Raw genomic sequence first — 12,759 nt, 5'->3', positions numbered from 1 at the left:
GGTGATCAAGAGAGGACTGAACGAAATTATGGAGCAAGAAACAAAACGCGAGAAAGTGCACCACGTCTTTCAAAAAATTTATAAGCGATATGATGCGATGAATTCGTTGATCAGTTTTAATCAACATAAAACGTGGCGTCGAAAGGCTGATGAACTTGTTGCAGCACGACCGGGTGATCATATCATTGATGTTTGCTGCGGTACCGGCGATTGGACAATGTCTCTCGCTGAAAAGGTTGGCGCAGCGGGACGCGTTGTCGGCCTTGATTTCAGCGATAACATGCTAAAAATCGCAAAAATGAAACAAGCTGCGAATCAGTTTGAACACGTGCAGCTTGTAAATGGTGATGCCATGGATCTTCCATACGAAGACGCTTCGTTTGATCGTGCGACGATTGGTTTCGGTTTGAGGAATGTTCCGGATTATTTGACTGTTCTTAAAGAAATAAATCGTGTCCTTCGTCCAGGCGGTACATTGGTGTGCCTTGAAACGTCGCAAACGAAAATACCGGTTTATCGACAACTGTACTTCATTTATTTTCGATTTATGATGCCGATTCTTGGAAAGCTGTTTGCGGGAAGTTATAAAGAGTATGCTTGGCTAAATGAATCCGCTTCAAAATTTCCAGATCAAAAGACACTTTCCAAGTTGTTCGAGCAGGCCGGTTTTGCCGACATTTCGGTTCGTTCATTAATGGGTGGCATTGCCGCTATCCATAGAGGAATAAAGGCTTGAAACCAGATCGAAACGATTAACATTCGCAGCAGTTCCACGACTTAGTGAAAGGTGAAAGAGATGACCCTGTCCAGAATATATTTGGAAAAAAAAGGCAAGCTAAAAAGCGTTGAACGCGCATTGGAATCTGTACTTACTGTAGCCAATCCACTATTGAGCGAAGCATCGCTTGATTTGCTCAAGGCAGGAGGAAAGCGCATACGCCCCCTTCTGACTCTTCTTTGTGCCGAATATGGTGATCCGAAGCGAAAGGCAGTTACAGATTCAGCAGTGATGCTGGAGCTGATTCACATGGCGTCACTTGTTCACGACGATGTCGTTGATGATTCGGACTTGAGACGCGGAAAACCGACGGTCAAAGCACAATGGAATAATCGCGTTGCGATGTTCACTGGTGATTTTATCTTTGCAAAGGCAATCGAGCTTATCTCAGATGTGGACAATCTTGACGTGCACCGCAGTATTTCGCGTGTCATTCGCGATCTTAGTCTTGGCGAAATTGATCAAATCAAAGAGCTTTATCATTGGGATCAAAATTTACGAACCTACTTAAGACGAATTAAACGGAAAACAGCGTTGCTTATGGCTCTGAGCTGTCAGCTAGGAGCACTTTCATCCGGCTGTTCATCTGAAATTGGGTTAAAGCTCTATTACTTTGGCTATTATTTGGGTATGAGTTATCAGATTACTGATGATATTCTCGATTTTATCGGTAGCAAGAAACAGCTGGGCAAACCCGCTGGCGGTGATCTGCGTAACGGAAACATTACCTTGCCAACCTATTTTGCAATAAATCGATATGGCCTGCGCAACAGCATCCGCAAAGTACTCGAGAACAAGAATCCAAGTCATGAACAATGGGACTCTGTGATTCGTTCAATCCGCGCATCAGGTGCTATTCGGGATTCAGAACAATTGAGTAATGCTTATTTGCAAAAGGGGATCAAACTCTTAGAACAGTTGCCGCAGGGGAAGGTAACGCATGCATTAAGGGTTATTGCTGATTATATTGGTACAAGAGACTATTAATTCAGTCAAACGCATGAAAGGTACACGTGTAGAGTGGACCTGAGTATTCGATTTATCATTGAATTTTTGCTTAGGAGGCTAGTGAAGATGGAACGCACATTTTTAATGATCAAACCAGATGGCGTACGTCGCGGATTAATTGGCAGTATTATCGCTCGGTTTGAAGCAAAGGGTTTTAAAATGATTGCAGGGAAGCTGATGATCATCTCGGACGAGTTGGTTAAAAAGCATTACTATGAGCATGAAGGAAAACCTTATTATCATGATTTAACGACATTTATGACTTCCGGACCCGTTTTTGCAATGGTATGGGAAGGCGAAGACATTATCAAACTTGCTCGATTCATGATGGGCTCGACCGATCCAGAAAAGGCGACTCCAGGGACTATTCGCGGTGATTACGCAACACGAATGAATCGTAATGTGATCCATGGATCGGATTCACCGGAAAATGCGTCGCGTGAAATCAATCTGTTCTTTAATGAAGATGAATGCGTTCGTCTGTAACTTGCTAAGGAGTAGAAGAAATGTCCGAAATACGTAACGAGGACTATGAAACGTTTAAACGCTTGTTTTTTAATTTGACAGGAATCGATTTATGTTTCTATAAAGAAGAACAAATGAAACGCCGCCTTAATACATTGCGCATGCGGCACGGCTTTTCATCCTTCGAAGACTTTGCGCATCATTTACGTAAAGAACGTACGTTATTGGACGAAACGCTGAGCCGAATGACGATAAATGTGACTGAATTCTTTCGGAATCGGCAGAGATGGGCTGTTTTAGAAAAAAAGATTGCCGAATTGGCTTCGCATAAAGGCACAATCACTGCATGGAGCGCAGCGTGTTCAACCGGAGAAGAAGCGTATTCTTTGGCTATTTTGATGAGCAACTATTTGCCGCAAAACCAATTCTCGATCCTTGCAACAGATATTGATGAAAAGGTCTTGGAACAGGCAAAGAACGGTATTTATCCGGAGCTGGCGATTCATGGGCTAAATGCTGACGAGCGCAGTTTTTTTATCAATAAGGGATCACAATACGAAGTACACCCACAGCTGAAACAAAGTATTCATTTTTGGAAACATGATCTGCTGCTCGATCCTTCACCGAGATCGTTTGATTTAATTGTCTGCCGCAATGTACTGATTTATTTTACCGAGGAAGGCAAACAATCGATCTATCATAAATTAGGCCAAGCGCTTAAGCCGGGAGGCATTCTATTTGTTGGCAGTACGGAACAAATTTTTAATGCTGCACGCTATCAATTGAAGGCCTCGGAAACCTTTTTTTATGAGAAACGATGAGCAGAGTTGCGGTTATTTGCAATAAAGAAGCATCGTTTATCCGGCATGGAATGCACCGCATGGACAGACAAAAAATGGTTGACAGTCGTCTCCATGTTGACTAAGATAATGTATACATAATCTTTATATTATGTTGTCGATCGGATTGCGTCACAGGGCGCGATCGGTCAAAAGTTGAGAAGAGAAAAAGAATGAGCTGAGTTTGAGTAGAGCTGAGGGTTTGCCACGCTAAAATAGCCAAGATACCCGCAGGAGCTTCTGCGGATTTTTCTTTATGATCAGCATTTTTTTGAGTTGATCACCCTCCCTTTGTACTCCACAAACTGCTCATTCCTCAAAAAAGAGGAGTGAACCGGAATGTTTCAAGAGATTTTAAAAGAATTAGTTCTAGGCAAGACCTTATCGGAAAAAGAAGCCGAAGTTGTGATGAACGACATCATGGACGGCAAAGTCAATTCAAATCAGATTTCTGCTTATTTGGCACTTTTAAGCTTGCGCGGGGAAACAGCAGATGAGCTGACTGGATCGGTTCGAGGCATGCGGGCACATGCATTGCCGCTGAAGTATAAGCATCCATTGTTGGATATTGTTGGTACCGGCGGAGACGGCATGGCCACTTTTAATCTTTCCACTGCTGCAGCAGTTGTGCTCTCATCTCTTGGAGTGAATGTCGCAAAGCATGGCAATCGTTCGGTTTCGTCAACGAGTGGTGCTGCCGATGCATTAGAAGCACTAGGGATTTCAATTCAATCCACGCCAGCATCAGCAGCAGCGTTACTTGACCAAACGCATATGTGTTTCCTTTTTGCCCCGCTCTACCATGCATCGATGCGCTATGCAATCGAACCGAGGAAATCGCTCGGCTTTCGGACAATCTTCAATCAACTAGGCCCATTAACGAATCCTGCCGGTGCTGCCTATCAATTACTTGGCGTATACAGCCGTGAATTAGCGAAACGCTATGCCGAAGTACTGGTTAAATTGAACACAAAACGTGCTTTGGTTGTGACCGGTTCGGACGGGATGGATGAGCTGACGATCACAGGGAAAACGGATGCATACCTCATCGAAAACAATCAGATCCACTCGTTCGTCCTGACTCCTGAGGATGTTGGATTAACGAGAGGCACCATTGAGGAACTCCGCGTCCATAATCCTCAGGAAAGTGCAAAGATCATTGAAACGGTATTAACCGGGGTGTCACGTAACGCCTCGGCAGTCAATGCAGTGCTTTTGAATGCAGGTGCGGGGCTGTTTACCGCAGGAAGAACAAATTCGATCGCAGAAGGCGTTCGTGAAGCGCGTGAAGCGATTCAATCCGGTCGCGCGGCCAAACAGCTTGGACTATTGCGTGCAAAGACGAAGGTGATGCTGCATGTCTGAATCTATCCTCGACCAGATCTTAATAACGAAGAAGGAAGAACTGACCCACTTTTCGCTTCCTGATCCCATGCCCCAACCTAAACTGCATTATTCATTGAAAGACGCACTATTACGGCCCAATCATCGGTTGGGGCTAATTGCTGAAGTGAAACATGCTTCTCCGTCTAAGGGCATATTTCGCACGAAGATTAGTGCAAAAAAAACTGCGACTCTCTATGCGTCCGCATGTGCAGACGCAATCAGTGTTCTTACGGATCAAAACTATTTTCATGGTTCCATTAACGACTTAATAGAAGTAAGACAAAGCGTTCAACTTCCCATTCTGCGCAAAGATTTTATTATTGATGAACGTCAAATTGAAGAGAGCGCGCGTATTGGTGCAGATGCTGTTCTCTTGATTGCTGCAGCGCTTGAACCAAGCGCATTGCATGAATTGTACTTAGCGGCAAAAGAGCGCGGACTTGAGGCGTTGGTCGAGGTGCACGATGCACAAGAACTGACATCGCTCTTAAACTGTTTTACCCCTGAAATAATCGGTGTCAACAATCGTGACCTGAGGACTTTTCAAACGAATCTGCATGTAACGGCAACGCTTGCCCCAAATATACCAAGAAACGCAGTGCTCATCAGTGAATCGGGTGTGCATCGCGCGCAAGATGTTCAGTTCCTTTTGGAGCAAGGGGCACACGCTGCACTTGTCGGCGAAGCTTTAATTTGCGCAGCAGATAAGAGACAGAAAATTTGCGATTTGTTCGGTAAGGGCGTGAATGCTAATGCCGCCCGTCCTTAAATATTGCGGCAACCACTCACTGAACGATTTGAGTGCTGTCTATGCAAGCCATGCTGATTATATCGGCTTCGTCTTCACTCACAAAAGCAAGCGTACAGTCAGCGCCGAACAGGTATCACAATGGCTAAATCAGATCGGTCAATGCAAAAGTAAGCAATTAGTCGGCGTGTTTGCGGATGACTCGCTGGAGTTTATTCAATCAGTATGCGCGCGTGTTCCGCTTGATGTTGTGCAGCTGCACGGCGGAGAATCGCTGCATCACCTGAGTGCCGTTAAAAAAATAGTTGATCAATCCGTTTGGAAAGCACTCCATCACGACGAAACAACGTTGGATCAAATGCGCCATTTTCGTGGAGCTGCCGATGGGTTTATCATCGATACAAAACGAAAAGGAACACTTGGCGGGACCGGGATACGCTTTGATTGGCACAGTATTCCGAACTATTTATCTGAAGCAAAGCGTCAGCAAGTGCCTTGCTTCATTGCAGGTGGGATCACTCCGGAAAATATAGAGGAACTCATGATGTATCAGCCGACAGGCATTGATATCGCATCAGGAATTGAACACCATTTTGGTAAAGATCAAGCGCTTATTCGCAGTTTAGAGGAAAAGGTAGGGATCAATGATGGTCAGACAAGCACAAGCCGAAAATAAATACAGAACAGATGAAAAGGGTCGATTTGCGGATTTTGGCGGGCAATACGTTCCGGAAACGCTGATGCATGCAGTTCTGGAATTGGAAAAGGGATTTAAAGACGCTATAAGCGATTCATCTTTTTTGCGTGAATATCGCCGCATTCTCCATGACTATTCGGGTCGGCCAACACCGCTTAGTTATTGTGAGCGACTAAGCAAAACACTTGGCGGCGCGCAAATCTATCTGAAACGTGAAGATTTGAATCATACCGGCGCACATAAAATCAATAATGCTGTTGGCCAAGCCTTACTGGCACGTCGAATGGGCAAGAAACAGATCATAGCAGAAACCGGCGCCGGGCAGCATGGCGTGGCTTCTGCTACGGTTGCTGCTTATTTCGGATTGCCATGCAAGGTATTCATGGGTGCAGTTGATGTCAAGCGACAGGCATTGAATGTGTTTCGAATGAAGCTGCTAGGTGCGGAAGTGATACCGGTGCATTCAGGAAATGGAACCTTAAAGGATGCGGTCAATGAGGTGCTTCGCTATTGGGCTGCGCATAGCGATGACACGGCATACATTGACGGTTCGGTTGTTGGGCCGCATCCTTATCCAATGATTGTTCGTGACTTTCAACGGATTATCGGTGATGAAGCACGTGAACAATGCCTGAAACAAACGGGACGTTTGCCAGACGCGGCGATTGCATGTGTTGGTGGCGGCAGCAATGCGATCGGCCTGTTCACAGCATTTTTAGATGACTCTGTTTCGTTGTATGGTGCGGAAGCAGCAGGCAAAGGGGTGGCCACAGGCGAACATGCCGCAACCTTAACGAAAGGAACGATCGGAATTATCCATGGGATGAAAACCTATCTGCTACAAGATGCATATGGTCAAATTAAAGAGCCTTACTCTATATCCGCAGGTTTGGATTATCCGGGTGTCGGACCGGAACACGCTTACCTTTCTGAATCGGGACGAGTAGACTATAAGGCAATTACGGACGATGAAGCAGTCGCTGCGCTGCTTCAATTATCCGAACTGGAAGGTATTCTGCCAGCGTTAGAGAGTGCCCATGGGCTCGCACTTGCCTTCAAAGTAGCAAAAACGATGCGAAGAGAACAAAGGGTGGTTGTCTGTCTATCCGGTCGCGGCGATAAGGACGTTAAAACAATCATGCACGTTTTAGCGAATCATGAAAGAAGGGGGAAGCGTTTATGACTGTTCGTATGGAGAAACACGTGACGAATGCTAAGCGTATGCTGTTTATCCCATTTATAACCGCGGGCGACCCAACGGATGAAGCAACCGTTGCGTTGGCGTTAATGCTTCAATCCCTTGGTGCCGATGCACTCGAACTTGGCATTCCATATTCAGACCCTCTGGCAGATGGACCGGTGATCCAAGCAGCATCACAAAGAGCACTGCGTCATGGAGAAAATCTAAATCAGGCAATGCATCTTGTGAAAGAAATGCGTACACAGGGGTTTGATCTCCCGGTCATTATTTTTACCTATGCCAATGTTTTGCTTCAATTTGGCATAGACCGTTTCTTTGATGAGGCGCTAGGTCATGAAGTTGACGGGCTGCTTGTCCCTGATTTGCCTTATGAAGAAAGCAAGAGCCTTGCCGATCAATGTTTGGAACACAAAATAAGCTTGATTTCACTCGTTGCTCCAACGACATCCGATGAGCGTCTCAAAAGGATCTGTGATCACGCGCAAGGCTTTATCTATTGTGTTTCCTCCCTAGGTGTTACCGGGATGCGTAAGACGTTCCATCCTGATGTTTATCCATTCCTTGAGCGCGTCAAGCAGGCGGCACAGTTACCGGTTGCAGTTGGTTTCGGCATCTCATCGCGTGATCAAGTTGCAGAACTGGAGCGTTATGCGGATGGATTTATCGTTGGAAGTGCAATTGTTGCTGAGGTTGGGCAAAGAGCGGAACAATTGGCGGATTCATCGATGCGCGCTGCAGCCATACAAGAGATTAAGGCAACGCTTGATCAGAATCTTCTTGCAGAACGGGTAAATCGTAAACCCCTCGCTTCAAATGAACACGAGTAAACAGGAGCGGATCATCGCTTGAGAAAGAAAAGACCGGGCGCTTTTTGCCCGGTTTTTTTACAGTTCAAGAAAGTATAGAATTTGCCATGTATTATAACCAATAAACAGTGTCATGGCTGAGCATCAAAGCGGAGGTGCTCAGGCGCCTGCGGGAACAGCGTGCCAGCGAGACCCCGCAGATTTCTGTTTGTCCGAGGAGGCTTCCGGATCGCCCGCGACAAGCGAGCAACCGCAGCGGCGATTCAGCATCGAAAAGACACGAGTCCATCACACATGGTTGGAGATTAAGGACCGGGCGCTTTTTGCCCGGTTTTTCTAATGTAACAAATCAAAAAGAAACGAGAGGCCCCATTCTGGATAAGGAGCATTCCTTGCAGTTCCTAAAAAAGTTGCTTATGATTGCTTAGGAAGAAAAAACATGATCGGAATCTTATTGGGAGGAATCATGATGCGTACATTAGAGACAGCACGCGCGTTATTAGGAAGCGGACAAACTGAGGAAGGGCTCGACCTGCTGCACCAGTTAGCTAAAGAACATGACGACCGGATTCAGTTTGCTGCTGCAGATCTTTATCAACAATTCGGATTTATCGATGATGCCCAAGCGGTTTATGAACGTTTGCTGAAGCGCTATCCTAATGACAGTGATTTAATTATTCAGCTTTCAGAACTGCTGATTGATAAGAATGAAGAAACAGGTGCAATTGATTATTTACAACGGATTCATACATTGGACGCCAATTATTTAAGCGCGCAAGTCATGCTGGCCGATCTGTACCAAATGGAAGGCTTGGATGAGGTTGCCGAACATAAATTGCTTCATGCACTTAAGATTTCACCCCATCAGCCCGTACTGATTCTTGCTCTTGGAGAGCTTTATTTATCGATTGGCGAAGCAAGCAAAGCGGTTGACTGCCTGATGGAAGTTAAAGATAATCCAGAGCTTGCCGATCAAAACATCCACTTGAAGCTTGCCGAAGCACTCAGCCTCAGCGGTCAATTTGAAGCGTCGCTGCAAGAATACGAATTAGGTTTCAAAAAAGAAAAAACTCTGGATGGGCTCTTTGGTTATGCGGTTACCGCATTACGTATCCATAAACATCGAAAAGCAATTAAAGCTTTAGAGACATTAAGAGCAATGGATCCCGGGTACAGTACGCTTTATAATGTGCTTGCCGAAGCGTACGAGCACGAAGGAGAACTAAAAAAAGCCATGGAATCGATCAAATTGGGAATTGAACAGGATGAATATAATGAACGTCTTTTTGAACATGCGGGCATTTTATCAGCAAAATTGAATGAAGAGGAGCAGGCGGTAGAATACTTCAAAAAATGTCTCAAGCTGAATCCGGAGAATATGGATGCACGAACACATCTTGTTGAATTAAAAGCACAGGATGAGGATTACGAAGCAGTTATTGAGCTACTCGGATCGGTTGAAACGGGCGACCCATTGCTGCACTGGTTTCTTGCCACAGCTTATAATCAAACAGACGAACTTAAAAAGGCAGCGCAGCTCTATAAAATGAGTTTGTCCGCATTCTCAGCTAATCCAGAATTTCTCCAAGAATACGGAGAATTTTTGAGAGAAACAGGCCATTTAAAAGAGGGACTTGATCTTTTAATTACGGCATCGCGTCTGAGTCCAGAAAATCAAGATCTTGCAGCATTTGTCGAACGAATTAAGCAGGATGAAAGTCAGTAAAAGGCGAATATAGATAATATGACGCTTGATGAATGCGAATGGTCGCGAGGAGGGGACGTCAGGATGGAACAGATGGTATCAAATGTGCAGAAGAAAACATTCCTTCGGTGGATCTTAGACCGTCGTCTGCTGACCAACCGGGAAATTATTTGGCTGCTCCATTATTTAATGAGCAATGATCAACTCTTGTCTTTAATTCATATCGTTGATGATGTCACGCGTGTGAATCGATCGATTACAATTGGTAATTCGGAAAAAGGCATTCAATTCTTCCGTTATGTGAAAACAACGGTTGAAACCGATGACCCTGAAAAAGCGTTTCATGATTTACGAATGAATCAGATGGAGGAAGTTTATCTTCAGTTATCCATTGAAGCTGTCTACCGTTCGCCTATTTTTTATTCGGTTTTGGAAGAAAATCCGAATAGCCATGAGGATATTCATGAGAAGTATGGGCAAATGGCAGAACATGCTGCGATCGAGGCAGAGCGTACCTTCATGATCAACCGACTGACACATGCCATAAATAAGGCACTTGATGAGGGTGATCAGCAGCAGTTTTACGCGCTCACGAGACGATTAAATACAATCAATAAACAAACGAACGGATAAACAGAAAACCTTCTCTAAATGATAAACACTTGGCGGTCTACTCTTGTCCCTCAACTCATATAGTTCCGATAAGGCGTTTAAAGGGAGGACAAGCGATGAACGTAAAGCTGTTTATCATTTTTGTGTGCTTTACATTGTTTATAGGATTTCCAGAACGCGGATATGCCGAAAACAGTAGCGCAGCAATGAAAAATCAAACCGACAATTTAGTCAGTCTTTCTGATCAGGTCTTTCACTATTCAATTGCTAAACAAGATAAAGCAGCCGCAAGCCTTCTACATGAACTGAGTGAAAAATGGAATCATTCATTAGATCTGTATTCGGAAAAAGAACAGCAAGTGATCGGAACCTCAATCGTAAAGCTTAAGGTTTTGCTTAAGACGCAGGCGAATCAGCAGGAAATAGCTGATGCAGCTGCCTCCCTGCGACTTGGATTCGATGCACTGCAAAATGAAGGGGCTCCGATGTGGAAGGAAAAACGTTCGGATATCATGGAGCCTCTGAGCCGGATGAACACTGCATTGAAAAACAAGAAACAAGAACATTATCAATATGAACTTAATCAATTTCTTAATGAATATGCGATCATTTATCCGGCACTGATCATTGACGGTCGGCCGGATATGGTTACTTTGCTTGATCAGCGAATCACAACATTAACCAATCACCGTTTAGAAGATATCAAGGAATCAAAGCGAATAAGCCAAGTAAACAGAATAACCGATGACATGAATCGGCTATTTAAGCAATCACGAAACGGTAAAGATGAAAATACAATGGGACTTATGACCATAATTGGGGGAATTGTTGTAGCTGTACTGGCCTATGTATCTTGGGTGCGCTATACAGCAGAGCGGAAAAGAAGATCACGGATCCATTGAAAAAGTAAAAGTTTTGACAAAGAACGTTTGTTTGACTAAAATTGACTATAATAATACTGTTCCGATTGAAAACTGATGCTTGAATACACTTGACGATTGTACCGTTTTCAAGAGGCTTAAATCAATTAATTAGATCAATTTTGGAGGAATGAGCATGATTCAATACCTAATTTATCTGGGCATTCTGATGCTGATCCCCATGTGGGCACAAATGCGTGTTCGCTCAACGTACGCTCGTTATTCAGAGGTCAGTAATTCAACCGGAATGACCGGTGCGCAAACCGCGCGACGAATTCTGGACGATAACGGTTTGTACGATGTAACGATCAGGGAGGTTGCGGGATCCTTAACCGACCATTATGATCCGCGCGACAAATCGATTAATCTTTCCACAGATATTTATCATGGGGCTTCTATTGCGGGAACGGCCGTTGCCGCTCACGAAGTTGGGCACGCAATTCAGGATGCAAAAGATTATACGTTTATGCGTGTACGCAGCGCCCTCGTTCCAGTAGCGAATTTAGGATCAAATTTGTCGTACATCTTGATTCTTGCAGGAGTATTTCTCGGCATGTTTCAGCTTGCTGCGCTTGGCGTGGTCTTCTTTGCAGCGGCCGTGCTTTTTCAGATCGTGACCCTTCCTGTCGAATTTGACGCGTCAGGCCGTGCATTAAAACAGATTGTCAGCTTAGGCATTGTTCAAGAAAATGAACGGCCACAGGCAAAAAAAGTATTATCTGCTGCAGCAATGACCTATGTTGCCGCTGCACTGGTATCCGTAATGGAACTTGTTCGTTTTATTATGATGATTACGATGAGCAATCGAGAAGAGTAAGCGGATCTTTCAAATACTTGATGCATGCAATGAGATGCACTTGTCTGCTGCCATTTATGTGGCAGCTTTTTTATTGAAGAAGTTCCTTCAACAAGAGCTTGAGCCGTAACTGAACGATTGACTTCTGTATCGTGACCGGCAATAGCTGAAGTTCATGGCTTGACAACGACACAGTTTCGATTAAACTAAAGGAGTTTGAGCATGCTCACGTGGTTCGAAACCATCCCACGTTTATCAAAAAACTAAGGAGGGGTCTTAATTATGAAGACCGTAAAAATGCTGGCAATTAATGCATTGCTTGCCGCTATTTATATTGTGTTGACTTTTTTTCTTCAGCCGATCAGTTTTTCGGCAGTTCAATTTCGTATTTCAGAAATGTTGAACCACATGATTGTATTCAACAAGAAATACTTTTGGGGCATAATTTGCGGCGTATTTCTTGGCAATTTGTTTTTCTCGCCGATGCTCCCATATGATCTGATCTTTGGAACGGGACAATCCGTGCTCGTGCTTTTGACGACAATGCTTGTCTCTAAATTTATAACTAACATCTGGGCTCGCATGCTGGTAAACACAGGGGTATTTACTCTGACCATGTGTTTTATTGCTTGGGAACTTGCAATTGTTCTAAAGGTGCCGTTTCTGTGGACATGGCTCACGGTTGCCATTGGCGAATGTGTTGTGATGTTGATTGGCATGCCGATCATGTATGCGATCAATCGTCGTGCCAAACTCGATAAGTTAATTTAAGGGATAAAAAAAGAAGTGCTTCTTAAA

At 44.4% G+C, this 12,759-nt stretch carries 14 protein-coding genes and 1 riboswitch; all 14 genes read left to right on the top strand.

The annotated features are described in order from the left end of the window. The first annotated feature begins 28 nt into the window (after window positions 1–28). The 14 genes from SIN01_RS02455 to SIN01_RS02390 all read left to right on the top strand — a co-directional run bounded on the left by SIN01_RS02455 (window position 29) and on the right by SIN01_RS02390 (window position 12,732). The gene (locus tag SIN01_RS02455) at window positions 29–736 is read left to right on the top strand and encodes a demethylmenaquinone methyltransferase (RefSeq protein ID WP_010023591.1); all 708 of its coding nucleotides are present in this window, start codon (window positions 29–31) and stop codon (window positions 734–736) included. 60 nt (window positions 737–796) lie between these two features. Further along, window positions 797–1,765, top strand: coding sequence for a polyprenyl synthetase family protein (locus SIN01_RS02450; protein ID WP_010023590.1), 969 nt, complete (start codon window positions 797–799; stop codon window positions 1,763–1,765). Between the two features lie 87 nt (window positions 1,766–1,852). After that, window positions 1,853–2,272 carry a nucleoside-diphosphate kinase gene (ndk, locus tag SIN01_RS02445; protein ID WP_029548083.1) on the top strand — a complete coding sequence of 140 codons (420 nt, stop codon included), beginning with the start codon at window positions 1,853–1,855 and terminating at the stop codon, window positions 2,270–2,272. Between the two features lie 20 nt (window positions 2,273–2,292). After that, window positions 2,293–3,072, top strand: a complete 780-nt coding sequence (locus SIN01_RS02440) for a CheR family methyltransferase (protein ID WP_010023587.1) — start codon at window positions 2,293–2,295, stop codon at window positions 3,070–3,072. A gap of 357 nt (window positions 3,073–3,429) precedes the next feature. Further along, entirely contained in the window at window positions 3,430–4,455 is a 1,026-nt protein-coding gene (gene trpD, locus SIN01_RS02435) for an anthranilate phosphoribosyltransferase (RefSeq protein ID WP_010023586.1), read from the top strand. After that, window positions 4,448–5,245 (top strand): indole-3-glycerol phosphate synthase TrpC, encoded by a 798-nt coding sequence (gene trpC, locus SIN01_RS02430; protein WP_010023584.1) that lies wholly within the window; start codon window positions 4,448–4,450, stop codon window positions 5,243–5,245. Before trpD ends, trpC begins: the two co-directional genes overlap by 8 nt. Next, on the top strand, window positions 5,229–5,900 hold the full coding sequence (locus tag SIN01_RS02425) for a phosphoribosylanthranilate isomerase (RefSeq protein WP_010023582.1): 672 nt from the start codon (window positions 5,229–5,231) through the stop codon (window positions 5,898–5,900). Before trpC ends, SIN01_RS02425 begins: the two co-directional genes overlap by 17 nt. Continuing rightward, a complete protein-coding gene (gene trpB, locus SIN01_RS02420; RefSeq protein WP_047035441.1) occupies window positions 5,872–7,104 on the top strand; it encodes a tryptophan synthase subunit beta in 1,233 nt (410 codons plus the stop codon). The genes SIN01_RS02425 and trpB overlap by 29 nt, the downstream gene beginning before the upstream one ends. After that, on the top strand, window positions 7,101–7,949 hold the full coding sequence (gene trpA / locus SIN01_RS02415; protein WP_010027805.1) for a tryptophan synthase subunit alpha: 849 nt from the start codon (window positions 7,101–7,103) through the stop codon (window positions 7,947–7,949). The genes trpB and trpA overlap by 4 nt, the downstream gene beginning before the upstream one ends. 445 nt (window positions 7,950–8,394) lie before the next feature. Continuing rightward, on the top strand, window positions 8,395–9,654 hold the full coding sequence (locus SIN01_RS02410) for a tetratricopeptide repeat protein (protein ID WP_244935247.1): 1,260 nt from the start codon (window positions 8,395–8,397) through the stop codon (window positions 9,652–9,654). 63 nt (window positions 9,655–9,717) lie between these two features. After that, complete coding sequence (locus SIN01_RS02405) at window positions 9,718–10,266, top strand: YpiB family protein (RefSeq protein WP_010024596.1); 549 nt, start codon at window positions 9,718–9,720, stop codon at window positions 10,264–10,266. Between the two features lie 95 nt (window positions 10,267–10,361). Next, a complete protein-coding gene (locus SIN01_RS02400) occupies window positions 10,362–11,147 on the top strand; it encodes a sporulation protein YpjB (protein ID WP_010024597.1) in 786 nt (261 codons plus the stop codon). Window positions 11,148–11,301: 154 nt separating this feature from the next. After that, the gene (locus SIN01_RS02395; RefSeq protein WP_010024599.1) at window positions 11,302–11,982 is read left to right on the top strand and encodes a zinc metallopeptidase; all 681 of its coding nucleotides are present in this window, start codon (window positions 11,302–11,304) and stop codon (window positions 11,980–11,982) included. Window positions 11,983–12,185: 203 nt separating this feature from the next. After that, window positions 12,186–12,234, top strand: a riboswitch (PreQ1 riboswitch). 9 nt (window positions 12,235–12,243) lie between these two features. Then, a complete protein-coding gene (locus tag SIN01_RS02390; protein WP_010024601.1) occupies window positions 12,244–12,732 on the top strand; it encodes a QueT transporter family protein in 489 nt (162 codons plus the stop codon). Window positions 12,733–12,759 lie beyond the last annotated feature (27 nt).

The sequence above is a fragment of the Sporolactobacillus inulinus genome (assembly GCF_006539285.1).
Lineage (GTDB): Bacteria > Bacillota > Bacilli > Bacillales > Sporolactobacillaceae > Sporolactobacillus > Sporolactobacillus inulinus.
This window is presented reverse-complemented; position numbering and strand designations above follow the sequence as displayed.